Source organism: Taibaiella soli (genome assembly GCF_003236175.1).
GTDB lineage: Bacteria > Bacteroidota > Bacteroidia > Chitinophagales > Chitinophagaceae > QKTW01.
In genome coordinates this window covers 202462-219255 of the sequence record NZ_QKTW01000009.1, presented here as the reverse complement: position 1 = coordinate 219255, position 16794 = coordinate 202462, and the positions used below count along the sequence as shown (strand labels likewise).

General features: G+C 42.1%; 17 protein-coding genes. 2 read left to right on the top strand and 15 right to left on the bottom strand.

Features of this window, described 5'->3' with window-relative positions:
• Positions 1 to 28: 28 nt before the first annotated feature.
• Complete coding sequence (locus tag DN068_RS06210; RefSeq protein ID WP_123985248.1) at positions 29 to 544, top strand: hypothetical protein; 516 nt, start codon at positions 29 to 31, stop codon at positions 542 to 544.
• Positions 545 to 653: 109 nt separating this feature from the next.
• Here DN068_RS06210 and DN068_RS06205 read toward each other — a convergent pair whose 3' ends face one another.
• Together DN068_RS06205 and DN068_RS06200 are read right to left on the bottom strand one after the other, a co-directional pair.
• Complete coding sequence (locus DN068_RS06205) at positions 654 to 971, bottom strand: hypothetical protein (protein ID WP_110998026.1); 318 nt, start codon at positions 969 to 971, stop codon at positions 654 to 656.
• A 339-nt stretch (positions 972 to 1310) separates the two neighbouring features.
• Positions 1311 to 2669 (bottom strand): hypothetical protein, encoded by a 1359-nt coding sequence (locus tag DN068_RS06200; protein WP_110998025.1) that lies wholly within the window; start codon positions 2667 to 2669, stop codon positions 1311 to 1313.
• Between the two features lie 190 nt (positions 2670 to 2859).
• Between DN068_RS06200 and DN068_RS06195 the strand changes: the two genes are divergently transcribed.
• Positions 2860 to 3396: a glutathione peroxidase gene (locus DN068_RS06195; protein ID WP_110998024.1), complete on the top strand. Its 537-nt coding sequence runs from the start codon at positions 2860 to 2862 to the stop codon at positions 3394 to 3396.
• 48 nt (positions 3397 to 3444) lie between these two features.
• Here the strand turns inward: DN068_RS06195 and hisIE are convergent, their stop codons facing one another.
• From hisIE to DN068_RS06130, 13 genes are all read right to left on the bottom strand, one after another.
• Positions 3445 to 4047 (bottom strand): bifunctional phosphoribosyl-AMP cyclohydrolase/phosphoribosyl-ATP diphosphatase HisIE, encoded by a 603-nt coding sequence (gene hisIE / locus DN068_RS06190; RefSeq protein ID WP_110998023.1) that lies wholly within the window; start codon positions 4045 to 4047, stop codon positions 3445 to 3447.
• Positions 4044 to 4802, bottom strand: coding sequence for an imidazole glycerol phosphate synthase subunit HisF (gene hisF, locus DN068_RS06185; protein WP_110998022.1), 759 nt, complete (start codon positions 4800 to 4802; stop codon positions 4044 to 4046). Before hisF ends, hisIE begins: the two co-directional genes overlap by 4 nt.
• On the bottom strand, positions 4789 to 5526 hold the full coding sequence (gene hisA, locus DN068_RS06180) for a 1-(5-phosphoribosyl)-5-[(5-phosphoribosylamino)methylideneamino]imidazole-4-carboxamide isomerase (protein ID WP_110998021.1): 738 nt from the start codon (positions 5524 to 5526) through the stop codon (positions 4789 to 4791). The genes hisF and hisA overlap by 14 nt, the downstream gene beginning before the upstream one ends.
• A complete protein-coding gene (gene hisH, locus DN068_RS06175; RefSeq protein WP_110998020.1) occupies positions 5523 to 6101 on the bottom strand; it encodes an imidazole glycerol phosphate synthase subunit HisH in 579 nt (192 codons plus the stop codon). The genes hisA and hisH overlap by 4 nt, the downstream gene beginning before the upstream one ends.
• On the bottom strand, positions 6098 to 7210 hold the full coding sequence (gene hisB, locus DN068_RS06170) for a bifunctional histidinol-phosphatase/imidazoleglycerol-phosphate dehydratase HisB (protein WP_110998019.1): 1113 nt from the start codon (positions 7208 to 7210) through the stop codon (positions 6098 to 6100). Before hisB ends, hisH begins: the two co-directional genes overlap by 4 nt.
• Complete coding sequence (hisC, locus tag DN068_RS06165; protein WP_243630128.1) at positions 7207 to 8256, bottom strand: histidinol-phosphate transaminase; 1050 nt, start codon at positions 8254 to 8256, stop codon at positions 7207 to 7209. The genes hisB and hisC overlap by 4 nt, the downstream gene beginning before the upstream one ends.
• A complete protein-coding gene (hisD, locus tag DN068_RS06160; protein WP_317047140.1) occupies positions 8240 to 9538 on the bottom strand; it encodes a histidinol dehydrogenase in 1299 nt (432 codons plus the stop codon). Before hisD ends, hisC begins: the two co-directional genes overlap by 17 nt.
• A complete protein-coding gene (gene hisG, locus DN068_RS06155; protein WP_110998018.1) occupies positions 9535 to 10389 on the bottom strand; it encodes an ATP phosphoribosyltransferase in 855 nt (284 codons plus the stop codon). The genes hisD and hisG overlap by 4 nt, the downstream gene beginning before the upstream one ends.
• A gap of 250 nt (positions 10390 to 10639) precedes the next feature.
• On the bottom strand, positions 10640 to 11239 hold the full coding sequence (locus DN068_RS06150) for a TetR/AcrR family transcriptional regulator (RefSeq protein WP_110998017.1): 600 nt from the start codon (positions 11237 to 11239) through the stop codon (positions 10640 to 10642).
• A gap of 95 nt (positions 11240 to 11334) precedes the next feature.
• Positions 11335 to 12279 carry a phosphatase PAP2 family protein gene (locus tag DN068_RS06145; protein WP_110998016.1) on the bottom strand — a complete coding sequence of 315 codons (945 nt, stop codon included), beginning with the start codon at positions 12277 to 12279 and terminating at the stop codon, positions 11335 to 11337.
• Complete coding sequence (locus DN068_RS06140) at positions 12269 to 12898, bottom strand: sterol desaturase family protein (protein WP_110998015.1); 630 nt, start codon at positions 12896 to 12898, stop codon at positions 12269 to 12271. The genes DN068_RS06145 and DN068_RS06140 overlap by 11 nt, the downstream gene beginning before the upstream one ends.
• Before the next feature lie 4 nt (positions 12899 to 12902).
• Positions 12903 to 14216: a DUF4833 domain-containing protein gene (locus DN068_RS06135; RefSeq protein WP_110998014.1), complete on the bottom strand. Its 1314-nt coding sequence runs from the start codon at positions 14214 to 14216 to the stop codon at positions 12903 to 12905.
• Positions 14217 to 14234: 18 nt separating this feature from the next.
• Positions 14235 to 16793 carry a DUF5686 and carboxypeptidase-like regulatory domain-containing protein gene (locus tag DN068_RS06130; RefSeq protein ID WP_110998013.1) on the bottom strand — a complete coding sequence of 853 codons (2559 nt, stop codon included), beginning with the start codon at positions 16791 to 16793 and terminating at the stop codon, positions 14235 to 14237.
• Between the last annotated feature and the right edge of the window lies 1 nt (position 16794).

Below are 16794 nucleotides of genomic sequence, written 5' to 3'. Positions count from 1 at the left end.
CTATTCATAATACGAAAAATTCATAAACATGGATCAATTATCGTCAATACCTTTTGGGCATCCAGCCTTTGTACGCTGCACTGAATATCCCGCACATTTGCTCGGTGAATATTCCAATTATCAATCTTTAAAAGAAGCTATTACTAATTACCTCATTGGTTTAGCCAAGGTAGGAAGCAAATGCACTTTCAGAGAATTGTACACCGCCTTAAACATCCCTCTCTACGTCACTTACAGTTACCACCGAAAACTAATTGGCTTAATATGCAGCGAAATTAACGGCGAACAATGGCTTCAAGGCCGTCCCCTGATCGGTGTATTACTTTGTGGTGAAACTGATGGCTATATTACCGGGAAAGGTTTTTTCTTATTTATGGACTATCCGGAATTTTGCGAAGGTTTTAATTTCGACAAAGAAAATATCACACACCAGGCTGCTTTTTTTGGTATCCATGCGCGGAAATGCTGGCTATACTGGTTGAAACGACGAAAAGACGATGAAAAAAAAAGTGAACAGATACAAAAGAAACAAACCGGCGGTTAATTTCAGATGTCTGGATAGAAGAAAGATGTCTTAATGGCAAGAACTTATCTTAATAATAAAAGGATTTCAAACCTGCTGTTTGAAATCCTTTTTCATTATGCTGACTTACTTACGAATGCACCGGCACATCACCAGCCAACAACTCGATGCGCATGCCGCTCGGCAATTCGACAACATAACTCGTGTTCTTGACATTCAGCGAACGTGCATCCAGCACAATCTGATCATTTTCTATTTCCAACTCCCTGAGTAGCTGATTCCCAAGCATTTTGTACAGGCCCACATTCCCCTTTCCCATATTTCTGTTACATTCTTTTACGTCGATAATCACGCGGTCTTTTACGTCGGCGACCCAATAAGTTGACGATGTAATCGCAGTGTGTTTCTCAACAGTGATTTTAAGCACTTTGTCCGTTTTGTGTTGCATACTGTTTTAGTTTTTACGCAGATTAATGATGGTTGTTTCGATGTGCTGCGGTAGCTGATGCCTTAAAACAGGGTAATTTTCAGTGAGAAGGAGGAAGCTTATTTACTAAATAATCATGCCAGTTCTATTGCAATACCGGCATTTCACTAAAAGAAAACGGATTTAAATAAATACTAAACTAAAAACAGTTGAATAAAAAAGCGAAGCCGAAAGCCATATGACAGCGAGTCCGGAAATGGAAGACAGTCTGCTCCATTTCTATTTACCTTAATTGGGAAAACTGGGGAAATAAGCACTCGTATATCGCGACACTTTTCCTTAAGAATGCTACGAAACCAGCTAAGAACCTTGAGCCTTAAGCTTTCTACCGGTGAGATAGTTCACCACACCAATAATCGCGAACAGCGGTATCAACCACATCACCCTGCAACCATAGCGGCCGTTGATCTGTGCAAACGTTGCGCAATTCCAGATATTAAGCACTATCATCATTACGCCGGCAATCACAAAGAACTGGTAGGGCTGATACATCTGACCTTTCATGAAAAATAAAACGATAATAACCGCAAGACTTAATAACACAACTGCGTAGATAATCTTATTAGGTATATCCAGATTGGGCAAAAAGTCGTCCTGTTGCTGGCGGGATTTATTGAGCATATTCACATCGCGTGGAATGTGTTCGTTGACCATATAATTAACGAGATGACCGGTTGGGAATTCGAAATTACCGTCGCCGATATTGAATTCTTTAAATTGCCGGAGTGTGAATATCACTGACATTTTTATATGCAGCCAGATGTATTTAGGCTCTTTCATGGAGCCGTACATAATCTTGTTATACTCCAATTTATTGGCTTCCCAGCCACCGGTACGGTAAAGCGGACTATTTTCCGACCAGAGAAATTCATTTGCATCTCCAGGCAAACTGTCCTTGTATGCACAAATCTTATATCCGGCTGTAGGACAATGATCATCCAGATATGGCTTCAACAGCCCCTGATCAAGCATTGCCCCTAAAAAGAAAACATGTTTTGATTTCCTTGCGGATTTTGCCATGATGACAACTGTTGAACCCGTAAGTATGACACATGCCCAGATGATCCGTATTGCATTTTTACGAAATGCCGCCTCCGGAAACAATTTCTTTCGGAAGCACCAGATACCTGCCAGCAAAAACATAAAAATCATTACGTTCGACATGTGTGTGGCCACACTAATCATATAAAGGCCTGCAAAAATCAATGTATTAAACTTCGTTTCCCGCTGCATTAATAGCGGGAATAAGCAGAGAAAAGCTACCGACGTCTGCACATCAGGGATTAGTTCACTGCTGATCCACGATAAAGATGTAAGAAACGACAGAAGGAAAATCGTAACAATTGATACCGGATAGAGTTTTGCCGGATCGCGAAGAATGAGTTTTATATTCTTTACAAGCAACCAGCTCATCAGCCAACATTGAAAAAATGCAGCTATAAAAAGCGAGATACCATTTAAACTAAATGCCCGAAGCAACAGGCCGTAAGTGATGGGACGATCACCAGGCATTTCTATCTTGAAACCCGAATGTATATAGGTCCCGTCATCCGGATTTAGGAGTGGATAACCATTATATAAAGCAGGAAACAATAAAAATATAGTACCAATCAGCACTATACCGTAAAATTTAGCAAGCTGAGCTTTATTATTATTCATTTAGAGAACCGGGGTCTTGACAGAATTGTTGAGTACTTGCCATTTATTGGCCGCGCCGTGAATTTATTTATTATCTCCTAATTCACCAATCCCAGCCATATTATATGATCTTAAAAGAAGACTTTAACGTTGTTGAATGTTCGTTTTATACTAAGTTTACATTACAATTCTTTTATCAAGAACATAAATCATGAAATATTTTCTCAGCTGTATTATTATTGCTATGCTCAGTGCGTTTACATTTCCGGCAACTCAGCCGTCGATCCACAGTTTTAAGGTAAAAAGTATTGACGGCGGAGAAATCGATTTCTCTGCATTTAAGGGAAAGAAAATCCTGGTTGTCAACACAGCCTCTGAATGTGGTTATACACCACAATATGATGCGCTGCAAAAGGTGTATGAAAAATACAAGGACAAACTGGTCATCGTAGGTTTCCCTTGTAATCAGTTTGGCGGACAGGAGCCAGGCTCTGATTCAGAGATCAAACAATTCTGTAAAAAACGCTACGGTGTGACATTTCCACTCTCTACCAAGATTGATGTGAAAGGGGACAACATTGCGCCAGTCTACAAATGGCTTTGCCATAAATCAGAAAATGGAGTACTGGATGCCGAGATTTCCTGGAACTTCAATAAGTTTTTGCTGGACGAAAATGGACACATGATCGCTTATTTTCCAAGCAAAGTGACTCCAGACGATCCACAGATTCTGAACTATCTCAAATAAAGAATTAAAAGTAAAATGCCCCCAACGTTATTGTTGGGGGCATTTTTTTTATGCTGGTACAGAACCTGTATTTCTGGCCTTCAACACAGCTTCGATATCTTTCAGGCTAAAACCTTTTGCCTGTAATAGTATCAGATAGTGAAACAAAAGATCAGCCGCTTCATTTTTAAATAGATCATCGTTGTTATCTTTTGCCTCTATCACTAATTCCACCGCTTCCTCTCCCACTTTCTGTGCAATTTTGTTAATCCCGCGCCTGAACAAACTACTTGTATAAGACTGTTCATTACCATTTAGTCGTCGCTGCGCAATCACATTTTCCAGCACAGGCAAAAAGTTTAATTGCAGCTCGCTAAAACAATTTTCCGATCCTGTGTGGCAAACGGGGCCAACAGGATTTACTTTAATTAACAGACAATCCCGATCGCAATCCAGGCTCATTTTTACGACATTCAGATAATTACCTGATGTTTCACCTTTCCGCCACAGCCGTTGTTTCGATCGACTGTAAAAAATCACTTGTCCGCATTCCTGCGTTTGCAAAAAAGCAGATTCATTCATATAACCGAGCATCAATACATTGCCGGTAAGCTCATCCTGTATAATAGCCGGAAGCAGCCCATCTGTATATTTTTTAAAATCTGGTGTCATATCCTTACGGGAATGTTCTGTGTTAGTAAAAATTGTTTGAGTGCAGGCACACCCAGCATACGGTTGTGAAAAATCCCCGCTGCAAGTGCAGCATCTGCATTGCCCTGAGTAAACACTTCTGCAAAATGCTGCGCATTTCCAGCACCACCACTGGCAATTACAGGTATACGCAAATACGGTGAAATACTATTGTAAAGTTCATTGGCAAATCCACTTTTAGTACCGTCATTATTGATGGCAGTGAGCAAAATCTCACCGGCACCCAAATCCTGCGCTGTCTTAACCCATGAAGTAACCGGTATTTTAGTTGCAACGGTTCCCCCGTTTTTATAAACAAGCCAATCGTCTGCTGTTTGCTTTGCATCTATTGCTACTACGACACATTGGCTACCGAATCGTTTGCTCAGATTTTCGATTAGCGACTGATCATTAATGGCTGCTGTGTTGACGGAAACCTTATCTGCACCGAACTCCAGCAATGCATCCACATCCGCAATGGAAGAAATGCCACCGCCAACGGTAAACGGAATGTTTATCTCACGTGCAATTCGTTTTACCAATCCAGTCAACGTTTTTCTACGCTCATTCGTGGCAGAAATGTCCAAAAAAACGAGTTCATCGATCCCGGCTTCCGTATAGTAACCAGCCAGGGCAACAGGATCACCCATATCGCGCAACGATTCAAACTGCACGCCTTTTACGGTTCGCCCGTCTTTAACATCCAGGCAGGCGATGAGTCTTTTAGTAAGCCCCATTGTCCAAAATCATTTTCGATACAGATGCTAATGAAATATGCCCTTCGTAAAAAGCTTTACCAATAATAACGCCATCACAGCCTGCTTCCTCTAATGCCAAGATATTATCAATCGACGCAACACCGCCACTGGCAATTACATTGAGACTTTTGTATCGCTTCTCTATTTGCTGATACATTGCGATAGACGGACCCTGCAGCATACCATCTCGCTCTATACTTGTACAGAAAATGTTTTTTAATCCATATCCATAGAATCCATCCAGCAATTGAAACAGCGTCATTTCCGAATCTTGCTGCCAGCCGTTAATCATCACACGATCTTGTAACACATCAATCCCAAGCCATATTTTTTCACCGGAGTATTTACCTAACCACTCTCCCAATAGTTCTGGATTTTTTACTGCTATACTTCCCAGGGCCGCTACCGATGCGCCTGCATCAAACACACGACTCAAATCATCAGACGTCTTAATACCACCACTAAAATCAATACTGAGGTCCGTAGCTTTTGCTATAGATTCCAAAACATATAGCTGCTGCACCTTACCCGATTTGGCACCATCAAGATCTACCAGGTGTAAATGCGTTAACCCGGCAGCTTCAAATCGCTTTGCAACTTCGACCGGATCGCTACTATAAACGGTCTGTTGTTGAAAGTTTCCTTGCGAAAGCCGGACTGCATTCCCTGCTATTAAGTCTATTGCCGGAATAATATTGATCATAAGGATAAAAAATTTTGAAGAATACGCTGCCCAACCGGTCCTGATTTTTCGGGATGGAACTGAACACCATAAAAATTATCTCTCTGTAATGCTGCGCTAAACGCATTTTCATAGTTCGTAACCGCAATTGTACGTGCCGAAATTTCAGCATAATAACCATGCACAAAGTATTGGTATTCGTCCTCAGCAATGCCTTTGAATAGCGGTGAACTGAGCTGCTTTATTTGATTCCAACCCACATGCTGCAAACATTCTCCGTCATCAAAACGTCTGACCTTTTGCGAAAAAATATCAAGACAATCCACATTTCCTTCCGCTGAAAATGAACACATCAACTGCATTCCCAAACAAATACCCAGCAATGGTTTCTGGAAACTGCAGATTACCTCATCCAATCTTTTCTCCCGCAGATAAGCCATTGCGGCACCTGCAGCACCAACACCCGGGAAAATGATCTTATCTGCACCTCCTAAAACAACCACGTCATCTGTCACTACAGCATCAACCCCAAGTCGCCGCAATGCGAACGCAACAGAACAAACATTCCCGGCGTTGTATTTTAAAATCGCGATCATAAAACTCCTTTTGTCGTTGGTATAGAAGCATCCGTTTTATCTTTCTTTACGGCCCGCCGTATCGATCTGCCAAAGGCTTTGAATATCGATTCAATTTTATGGTGCTCATTTTCACCTTTCGCTCTGACGTAAAGATTACAACCGGCACCGTCACAGAAAGACTTGAAAAAGTGCATCAGCATTTCTGTGGGCACATCGCCTATCCTTTCTCTTTTAAAAGATGTATTCCATTGTAGCCAGCTTCTGCCACTGAAATCCAGAGAAACCAATGCCAGGCAATCATCCATCGGCAAACAGAATCCATAACGCTCCATGCCCATTTTATCTCCCATCGCTAAACGAAACGCTTCACCGAGCGCGATTGCTGTATCTTCTATCGTGTGATGTTCGTCTATATGCAGATCTCCTTTGGTTGTTACCTGAAGATCTAACTTGCCATGCTTAGCCAACTGCTCCAGCATATGATCAAAAAAACCAAGCCCCGTATCAATATGGTATTTTCCAACGCCATCAAGATTCAACGAAATTCGCACATCGGTTTCGTTTGTTTTCCGGTGGATCACTGCAAATCTGCTGTTCTCCTTTTGCAAAAACCCGAGAATATCATCCCATGATTTAGCGCAGCAATTGATCTTGCCCTCCAAGCCTTCAGGGCCATCATTATTTAAAATGAGTATTGATTTTGCACCCAGATTTTCTGCCAGTTGCACATCTGTCAAACGATCGCCGATAACGTAGGAATTTTGCAAATCATAGGTACCGTCTAAGTATTCGCGCAACATACCAATGCCCGGTTTTCGTGTATCCTTCCCCTCTTCCGGGAAAGAGCTATCAACGTACACAGCGCTAAAAAAAATCCGCTCATCCTCGAGTATTTGAATCATTTTCGCTTGCACACTATCAAAATTTACTTGCGGATATTTATCTGTACCTAGCCCATCCTGATTAGTAACCATGACCAATTCATAACTGAACTGCTGCGTAATCTGATACAGATTTCTCAGGGCGCCGGGCAAAAAACGCAACTGCTCCAACGTATCGACCTGAAATGTGTCCTTCGGCTCGTCAATGATCGTTCCGTCACGATCTATAAAAAGTACTTTCTTCATGACTGAAACTGCTTGAGTACGTTTAATAAAATTTGATTTTCCCCTGCGTTACCGACGGTAATGCGTAAACAATTTTCGCAAAGTGGCTGCTGACTCCGGTTTCGGATTATGATATTTTTTGCAAGCAGAAACTCATACAATTGCAGCGCATCATCGACCTGAACTAAAATAAAATTGGCGTCTGATGGAAAAACGCGCCGTACAAAACCAAACTGCTGCAACTCATTTGCAAGCTCTGCCCGCTCCTTTAATATTTCAGCCACCGCAGTGCGAACTTCCGCTTTCTTTGTAAATACCGCTACCGCAGCTTCCTGCGATCGTTGACTAACATTGTAAGGCGGTTTTATTTTATTGAGTATGCCAATCACTGATTGATCTGCAAAAGCCATTCCCACTCTGGCAGCTGCAAGCGCCCAGGCTTTAGAGAAAGTTTGAAGCACCACTAAATTCTGATACTCACTAAGCGCTGTCAGCCACGACTGTTCTGTTGCAAAGTCGATATAGGCTTCATCAACAATTACTAAACCTTGAAACTCATTCAGCAGACTAACAACATCCTCTTTACGCAACAGGTTTCCCGTTGGATTATTCGGAGAACAAATAAAAATGAGCTTTGTATTTCCGTCGATTGCTGCCAAAACTGCAGCTACATCCAGCTGAAAATCGGCTTGCAACAATACTCGCTTTACGGCCACATCATTGATTTGTGCAGCCACTTCATAGATCCCATAAGTGGGTGGGCAGATTAGGATATTATCAAGCCCCGGATTGCAAGTAGCACGAACAAGCAGATCAATCGGCTCATCGCTTCCGTTACCGATAAAGACATTTTCGACATCTATATTTCGCCAATCTGCGATTTTAATTTTAAGTTCTGTCTGCAAAGGATCCGGATAACGATTCTCCTTTGAAGTCACAGTTGTATTTTCATTGGCATCCAGGAATACACCATTGCTTGCTGTATATTCCGATCTTGCGGAAGAATATGGTTTCGCATCAAGAATATTCCTTCGAAAAAGCTGCTCTGCGTTAATTGATTTCATCATTCAGTTGTTTTATTCTTACTTGAATAGCATTTGCGTGCGCGTCCAAACCTTCAGCCAGTGCCATTTCCGTTACTATTGGCGCTATGTTCCTCAATCCTGTCTCAGTTAAATATTGAAACGTTGTCTTCTTCAGGAAACTATCTACTGATACTCCGCTAAAGGCTTTGGCAAAACCATTCGTTGGCAATGTGTGATTGGTCCCGGAAGCATAGTCACCAACGCTTTCCGCTGCATAATTCCCAAGAAAAACGGATCCAGCATTTTGCACTTTGTCCGCTAAGGATTCATATCCCCGGCAAGCTATAATCAAGTGTTCCGGTGCATAGGCATTCAGCAATTCCATTCCTTCTTCCAGATTATTCACAAGAATCGCCTTACTATTCTCCAACGCTGCTATAGCGATTTCATTTCTGGAAATCTTTGCCAGCTGCACATTCAAGGATTGCTGTATCTTTTCGATCACACGCTGGCTATCGCTTACCAGAACTACCTGCGAGTCAATTCCATGTTCCGCTTGTGACAATAAATCAGCAGCTACAAAATCCGGATTACAAAACTCATCTGCGATGATTGCGACTTCAGAAGGCCCCGCAGGCATATCGATGGCGACACCTGTTGCACTCACAAGTTGTTTGGCCTGGGTAACATATTGATTCCCGGGACCGAAAATTTTATCGACCTTCGGGATGGTCTCTGTACCAAACGCGAGTGCGCCAATAGCTTGCGCACCACCGATTGTAAATATTTCAGTAACTCCTGTTTGCTGCGCCGCATATAAAATAGCCGGATGAACTCTGCCATTTTTATCAGTTGGTGTGCAAACATAAATCCCCTTGCAACCAGCTATCTGCGCCGGAATCGCGAGCATCAGCAATGTTGAAAACAAAGGTGCTGTACCTCCTGGAATGTATAATCCCACCCGCTTCATCGGCAAAGATTTGCGCCAGCAGAAGACACCAGTCATAGTTTCTATTTTTTTTACGGGCTCCATTTGTGCACTATGAAAACATCTGATGTTTTTAATTGCCTGGTCAATTGCAGCTTTGAGTGAACTGCTTATTTGCTCTGAAGCAAACCGCCAATCAGATCCCGGCAATGTTATCGCGGCAACAATTCTGCCTTCAATTTCTTGTGTCAATGAAATCAATGCCTGATCACCGCCGTCTTTTACTCGTTGTAAAATATCTGACACAACCGTGTTAACGAATTCATTATTTGCAGATGGACGCTCTAAAAGTCGCTCCCAATATTGCTTTGGAGGATATTGAACATACTGCATCATACAATCATCTTTTCTATCGGGATCACTAAAATACCTTGCGCACCAAGTGCCTTCAGGTTTTCCGTTACATTCCAAAACTCGTCTTCATTTACCACTGAGTGCAGCGAGCTCCATCCTTCCAACGCCAAAGGCAGTACTGTTGGGCTTTTCATGCCAGGAATCAGATTGCAGATTGCATCCAGCTTATCATTTGGCGCATTGAGTAAAATGTATTTTGTACGTTTTGCTTTCTTGACTGCATTAATACGAAACAACAGACGATCAAGTATTTCCTGCTTTTGTGCACCAATATCTTCATTACTGATCAATACAGCTTCTGACTTCAAAACAGTCTCTACTTCTCTGAGGCCATTCAAAAACAGCGTACTTCCCGAGCTGACCAAATCACAAATCGCATCCGCCAAACCTATACCAGGCGCTATTTCTACAGATCCGCTAATCTCATGAATTTCAGCCTGTACGTTTTCCGTGTCAAGAAACTGCTGGAGTAATCCTGGATAGCTAGTCGCAATTTTCTTTCCACGGAGGCATGCTATCGAGTTATATTCTTCGCCGCGCAAAACTGCGATTGACAAACGACATCTGGCAAACCCGAGACGTTGCACCAGCTGCACAGATGCTTGTTTTTCCAGGAGCACATTTTCGCCGACGATACCAATATCCGCGACACGATCAGCTACATACTGCGGAATATCATCATCACGGAGAAAAAGAATCTCTAACGGAAAGTTGCAGGCGTCCGTCCGCAATTTATTGACGCCGTTGGTTAGCTCGATACCGCAGTCCCGGAGCATTTTGAGCGAGTCGTCATAAAGACGGCCCGATTTCTGAATGGCAATTTTTAGTTTCATGAAAATGGAAATGAAGCAGGCGAAAAACAAAAAGGGCTTACCGATCTGGTAAGCCCTGGAGAAATAATTTATGCAGTTGATCCGATCAATGCTGCACAATAGCATCCCAGCTTACCCGATGGATAAGATGATGATGATGCATATGCAGATTTTGGATCATTTTGTGTGTATTGCTTGCTGCAAATTTAAATGAGTATTTTTTGAATTTCCCAAACTTCTTTCGTAAATATTTTTTGAAAGCCGCCTGATTTCACGATTTCAAAGCTTTCACCAACATCTCTACTGCGGTGTTGATCAACCGTTTAATGCTATGTCCGGAGCGATTATTTTCGTGGACTAAATTTATTTGCAAACCACGCAACGCACTAATGCCTACGAAGGCAATTTCATCGAGCTTATCGTCATTCGCCTGATCAAACTCACCAGTTTCTATACCAAATTTGATAACGCTGCAGATCAGATCAAGCTCAATGGCATCGTATTTTTTACGGACCATTTTCATCAGACACATGTTGTCTTTGATCTCTGCGCTAAGAATATTAAAGAGAATGATTCGCTTTCTTACTGCTTTGTAAATGGTGTGCGCATAAGCATATAATTTCGCCTCGGCCGTAGTTTCCTTTTCTATGGCTGCTTTTGTCTCTTCAATGATCTGGGCTTTATCTTTTGCTATGACCGCTTCAAATATGTCCTCCTTCGTGGAATAATAATAATACAGGCTGCTTTTACCTTTCCCGATGGCCTTGGCAATATCCTCCATGGTAGTTTTTGCCATGCCAAATTTTTGAAAAAGCTCTTTAGCTGCGTCAATAATTTGCCCTCTTACTATTTCATCCTTTGATGCATCCATCACTTGTTTCGTACTTTAAAAACGGTAAATAAAAGCATTTTCAATCTGTTTTCTAAACGTCACGGCAAAGTTTTACCATCAGATAACATTCGCTGCTACACTATTTTACCATACAACCTATCGATGAAACCGCCGATTGATTTAGTTTTCAGCAGTGCGTTAAACAAGTTGATTCCAACAATAGCACATAAAATTCCAGCAAGCACATCGAGCACATAGTGATGACTCGTGTATACCGCCGCAAACCACACGCCGACCATAATCGTACCGAACAGTATGTTTGCCAGACCCAGTTTATTTTTCATCGCGTAATAAAAAACAATGGCCGGGTATGCAGAATGCAATGAAGGCATCGCAGCAAACACGTTGGAACTTTTCTCGTATATCGATTTAAAAACAGTCACATTAAAATAGGCATCAAACCTTGCCAGGCCAGCTGTGTTACCGGGCGTGTGCGGATTAAACACAAATCCATGCGCTTGCACATACCATGGTGGCGCCGCCGGAAAACTATAATAGATCACGAATCCTACAAGATTGACGACCAGAAACGTGAACGAAAAATACAGGAATTGTCTTTTGTTTTTGTAGAACAAAAACGCTGCAAACATCAAGGGTACCGGCACCCACGTAAGATAAAACACACCAGACATTACATCCAGAAATGAATTACTTTTCGCCAGCAACCATTCGTTTGGTGTCAGTATTTTTCCCGCACTGTGAATACCGAATACTGATTTCTCTGCATTGTAAATACTTTCGATATGCACCGGACTTACCGCATAATTTGGCAATGCTTTCATGTAATCGAAAATGACCCAGTACACGATAAACACCGAGAAACCAAGTATAAATTTCCGTGTTGGCTTGGACGCGAAATACAACGCGTTCGTTAGCACGGCCAGAAAAACCTGCTCCGGTTTAAACCCAACCAGCAGGGCAGACAGCAACAGGTAGCCAACAGTAATCAACGCCATAACCAATATGTCGCTGAGCCTGAAGAATGGCTTTAATGCTGCTGTTTGAGTACTATTGTTCATTCGTCTTTTTTATAAAATCTGAAGAGAAGATTTTATCCCAGAAAGGAGAACTTACACCATAACCTTTACTGGCATCTGAGTAATGATGCAACATATGGTGCTTCTTCAGCTTCTTCCAAAAATTGCCTTTAAAATTAAAATGGTGCAGTGCGTAATGGCTGATGTCGTAAAACAAATAGCCTATCACAAATCCTGGAAAGAATGCGTATAAATGCTCTTGAGTCAGGATGAAGGAGAAAATAAAATAAAACAGAAACGCCAGCGGTACACTCACCGACGCTGGCAACACCAGGCGTTTCGTATCGTTTGGATAATCATGATGCACGCCATGAAAGATAAAGTGCATACGCAATCCCCATTTTGATTTCGGTACAAAGTGAAATACAAAACGGTGCAACAAATATTCGGTCAGCGACCATACAAAAATGCCAAGCAATAAGAAGCCGGCAAATACAGGAATACTATCACCTGCGGCAAATGCTTTGTAGCTGAAAAACAAAACTACAGGCACATATATAATCAACGGAACGTACCAGCTCACTCTGGAAAAGGCTTCCAGAAAGTTGCTCTTAAACATCCGTACGGATTCTTCTGAATTGGAGACAAAATTCTTTGGCATGCTACTAAGGTTTTATTCTTTCTATGGCTTCTTTGCCAGTTTCGGCGTCAGTGCCTTTCAATTCTATATACAACACATTTGGCTTCCAGAAAGAGCCACCATCAATTTTTAAATAAATTCTATTGAGTACAGCCCGCTTACCATTGATCTGTGTAAACACATAATACTTTCCATTTTCAGCGAGTACCAGATACATCGGATGTTTGTCGTAAGATACAAAACGGAGCTTCCATTTATTATTACCGAGATCATCTACTTTGAGACCATAGGCAAATTTGCGCTGAATGTAATTGAGCTCTTTATGCTCTCCGTGTTCCTGATAACGGATCCAGAATATGTGAATCGGGTCGTCTTTGTCGATTACACCGCCGTCTTTATAATTCAACTGGTAAACAATTGTATTGGTATTCGGCGTGCGCTGCACATAAAACATCATATCCTTTATATTCTTCGGAACGGGAAATGTATCCACCTCGTTCACCACTTCAAACAACCTCGGTTCTGGTAATGTTTTCGCTTGTACGTTTCCGGCGAATGCGGTCAGCAGCAATGCGCCGAGAACCGCGGCAGCGGCATTCTTTACAGGTGATGCTGTACTGTTTTTTCTGGAAAGATCTTTAAAATCCAATGCTTTTTTAGCGTCTCTCATTCTGTTGATTGCGGTAATATTTGTCAACACTGCCATTACGGTCAGCGGGATGGTAAATATAGACATAGTCTCAAACACATGAAATGGGATGCCCGGAATAAACAGCTTGTAATCTCCACCGATAAACGAAGAAGCCACACCACAGGCAATTGCAGAAACCCCAACCAATACTACTCTTTCCGGACGCTGCATCACCCCACCTTTACATTCTACGCCCAAACCTTCGGCACGTGCTCTGGTATAGCTTACCATCATGGAACCGATCAACGCAATAAATGCAAACAAAGAACTCAAAAAATAATGGTGTCTTACGAGATAATAGCAGATGCCCAGAAACATCACCAGCTCGCTGTAACGATCCAGAACGGAATCAAACATAGCACCGAAAGAAGAACTCATTTTACCGATACGCGCCACTTGCCCGTCGAGCATATCAAACAGGCCTGCAAACAGCACCAGCGCACCAGCCCAGCCCACGTAGGAAAGCTCACCGCGATTACCTTCTTCTCCACCAATAATAAAAACAATAGCCACACCAATATTCAAAAGCAAACCGATCATGGTCACCGCATTGGGTGTCAGACCAATTTTGATCAGGAACCTTACAAAAGGATCTATCACTTTATAAATGCCCTGCTGCAGCCCGTCTCTTACTTGTTTAGCACTCATACAGTCTCATTTATTTTTTTAAAAATCGAAATTAACCCTCGCGCGAATACCGACTGTCGGCACGTTCGGGTTGTTTAAATAAGTAAATCGTTTCACCACATCTACCCGCACAAAATTCAAAATATTGCCAATGCCCACACTACCTTCTACATAAGGTTCTTTGCCCAGAATGAAAGTGGTCGTCTTTCCATTTTCATCGGTCGGAAACTGTAACTGGTCGTGGTTGTAATTCGGATTATTTTCATTGCGCATACCACCATACAGCATCTTGAAGTCGATAAACTCTCGGAATTTCAGCTTCCTGAACACGGGAATTTTGTTAAAGAAAAATCCGTTGAAGCAATGATCAATCGCCAGACTTGCATAGTGATCGCTCACAAACTCCAGAAAGTTCATCATATTATACGACTGCAACTGAAATCCATAAGTCTGATTGGCATGGTGAATATAGAGCAGTGGGAATGGAATCGTTCCGGCTGCATAACCACCTTCGAGCACAACGTCTGAATAACCCAATTGAGAAAGGTATACGTGCTTGTAAATATTCAGCGAAAAATCCTGATAGTTGTATTCGCCGCCCAGCACTCCTTTCATACCGATATTGGTACGGAATGTAAAGACCGGATATTTGTTCGGAATCGGAACGCGATAAAGCTTGCCCTGATAAAACTGCTCATTAGGCGCCCAACGTAATTCCAGACCAGCTTCGGAAGTTGTAATTGAATTTATATTGGTCGTATTTCCGGCCGCATCACTTTTGATATATTCCAAACCACCTGCCGGCGACTGTTTCCAGTTTTTATAAGAAACGGTGTAGGAAAAATGGTTCTTGAATTCTTTTATGAATTGTACGTTGTAAATATCGTTGTAGAGCCATTTATCATTGACGCCGCGCTTGAATGACAACAGGAAATTATCTTCCTGCACAAACTGTAATTCTTGTCCCGGAATTTTGGTATCGCGCTGAAAATTGGCTTTGAGTGCCGTAAGTGGAAATTCATTGATCGTTTTACCACCACTGAATGAATACATGCCGCCGAGATAATATTTCCATTTCTCGTCTTTAAAACCATAAGCAGCATAGGTTTCAAAATAAACGCGCTTGCTCAGATGCGGTGTTGTACGTCCGCCCACACGCGCACGAAAACCTTCCACAGGGTTAAAGCTATAGAATGTATTTACCGGACCGACTTCTACATAAGGCGTCACTTTTTTATAACCCGCCAGGAACAATGTGATCCAGTCCATCGTACGGTTGAACGATTTGCTGTGTTTCAGTTTATCGATGTTGACATAAGTCTGTGCATCGGCGGTACTCAAGCTATCAGGGCGACTGGTTACCCAGAATGAATCCGTTTTATTTTCCGCTTCTTTCAAATGCTCTACGTCCATACCAGCATATAAACTGTCCGGTTGCGGCACGTTGATCTGATAATTGTGAAAAGAGACATCGCGCTCACCAAAAACACCGCCTTTCGCAGTTTTCAGCAAAGCAAAATCAACCATCATACGGCTGTCTGCCAGATAATATCTGCCGTTCGGCATTTTGTCAAAGTCCTGAATAATGTGCAGGCTTTTGATCCAGTTGACATTAATGTTCTTGTTCAGTTCCATGTCCACTCTGGCAACTGCAAAATTACCATCAAGCGTTACATAGATTTTTCCCTGAAAAAGAAAATCCGCTTTATTGCGCGGCGAGAAAAACAAGGTTACCCATTTTGCACCATCGTGTTCTGTTGTGTCGAGGATGTAAAATCGATAAAATGTAGGTGCCAGATTCGCGATCGGACTTAAAAATTCGTTGGTGATAACATTGATGCTGTTTTTGTAAATATCCACATCCTGATACATATGCTTGAGATATGCACTCATACCCTGGATATCCACATACTCACCGAAGTCTACTTTCTTATCGGCCAGCACATAAGTTTTTTTCTTCTCCGGCGATCTGCGGTAATACACATCCGACAGCATTTCCTGCATATACCACGGCATCAGGGCTTTGCCCTCCAGCGTAGTCGTGTCAAGATTATCTGTCATAAACTTGTATTTGCGAAACAGAAAATTATTTCTCAATTTCTCAGCAGTATTGCTCAGCGAGAATTTCATTTTCTCATACTGACGATACTGTATGTAATTGTTGAAATCCGGTTTGTTTTGTTCCCTGTGTGCTACAACTTCTTTAATTAATTCTACTGCCGGATTGTCTTTGTTGCGGTACTTCACTTTCTTCGGCTTGACTACAACCTCATTCAATTCCCGCGTCTCGCTGTTCAGCTGGATATTTAAAACCGTTTCCTTTCCGGCAACGACATTTTTACGAATCGTTTTGTAGCCGATGAAAGAAAACTGTATCTGTGTGTGTCCGTCATCAGATCGTAGTTCGTAATTACCATTGTCGTCAGAGTTCGTTCCTATGTTGGTCGAAGTAAAATTGATGGTTACAAACGGAAGTGGCTTTCCGTTAGCTGCGTCTGTAATACGTCCTTTAACAATGGTAGCCTGCGCCGCAGCCCACAAAGGAGATACGATAAGGCATACCAAAACAATTAAGACCGCTATATGCTTACGATACATA

Bases quoted from the DNA above. Each gene is read 5' to 3' on its own strand.
- hisF (WP_110998022.1), bottom strand. From the start codon at position 4,802: ATGGGGCTTACTAAAAGACTCATCGCCTGCCTGGATGTTAAAGACGGG.
- hisB (WP_110998019.1), bottom strand. From the start codon at position 7,210: ATGAAGAAAGTACTTTTTATAGATCGTGACGGAACGATCATTGACGAG.
- hisIE (WP_110998023.1), bottom strand. From the start codon at position 4,047: ATGACACCAGATTTTAAAAAATATACAGATGGGCTGCTTCCGGCTATT.
- DN068_RS06150 (WP_110998017.1), bottom strand. From the start codon at position 11,239: ATGGATGCATCAAAGGATGAAATAGTAAGAGGGCAAATTATTGACGCA.
- hisC (WP_243630128.1), bottom strand. From the start codon at position 8,256: ATGATGAAATCAATTAACGCAGAGCAGCTTTTTCGAAGGAATATTCTT.
- hisA (WP_110998021.1), bottom strand. From the start codon at position 5,526: ATGATCAATATTATTCCGGCAATAGACTTAATAGCAGGGAATGCAGTC.
- DN068_RS06135 (WP_110998014.1), bottom strand. From the start codon at position 14,216: ATGAGTGCTAAACAAGTAAGAGACGGGCTGCAGCAGGGCATTTATAAA.
- DN068_RS06205 (WP_110998026.1), bottom strand. From the start codon at position 971: ATGCAACACAAAACGGACAAAGTGCTTAAAATCACTGTTGAGAAACAC.
- DN068_RS06200 (WP_110998025.1), bottom strand. From the start codon at position 2,669: ATGAATAATAATAAAGCTCAGCTTGCTAAATTTTACGGTATAGTGCTG.
- hisD (WP_317047140.1), bottom strand. From the start codon at position 9,538: ATGATGCAGTATGTTCAATATCCTCCAAAGCAATATTGGGAGCGACTT.
- hisH (WP_110998020.1), bottom strand. From the start codon at position 6,101: ATGATCGCGATTTTAAAATACAACGCCGGGAATGTTTGTTCTGTTGCG.
- DN068_RS06195 (WP_110998024.1), top strand. From the start codon at position 2,860: ATGAAATATTTTCTCAGCTGTATTATTATTGCTATGCTCAGTGCGTTT.
- hisG (WP_110998018.1), bottom strand. From the start codon at position 10,389: ATGAAACTAAAAATTGCCATTCAGAAATCGGGCCGTCTTTATGACGAC.
- DN068_RS06210 (WP_123985248.1), top strand. From the start codon at position 29: ATGGATCAATTATCGTCAATACCTTTTGGGCATCCAGCCTTTGTACGC.
- DN068_RS06145 (WP_110998016.1), bottom strand. From the start codon at position 12,279: ATGAACAATAGTACTCAAACAGCAGCATTAAAGCCATTCTTCAGGCTC.
- DN068_RS06140 (WP_110998015.1), bottom strand. From the start codon at position 12,898: ATGCCAAAGAATTTTGTCTCCAATTCAGAAGAATCCGTACGGATGTTT.
- DN068_RS06130 (WP_110998013.1), bottom strand. From the start codon at position 16,793: ATGTATCGTAAGCATATAGCGGTCTTAATTGTTTTGGTATGCCTTATC.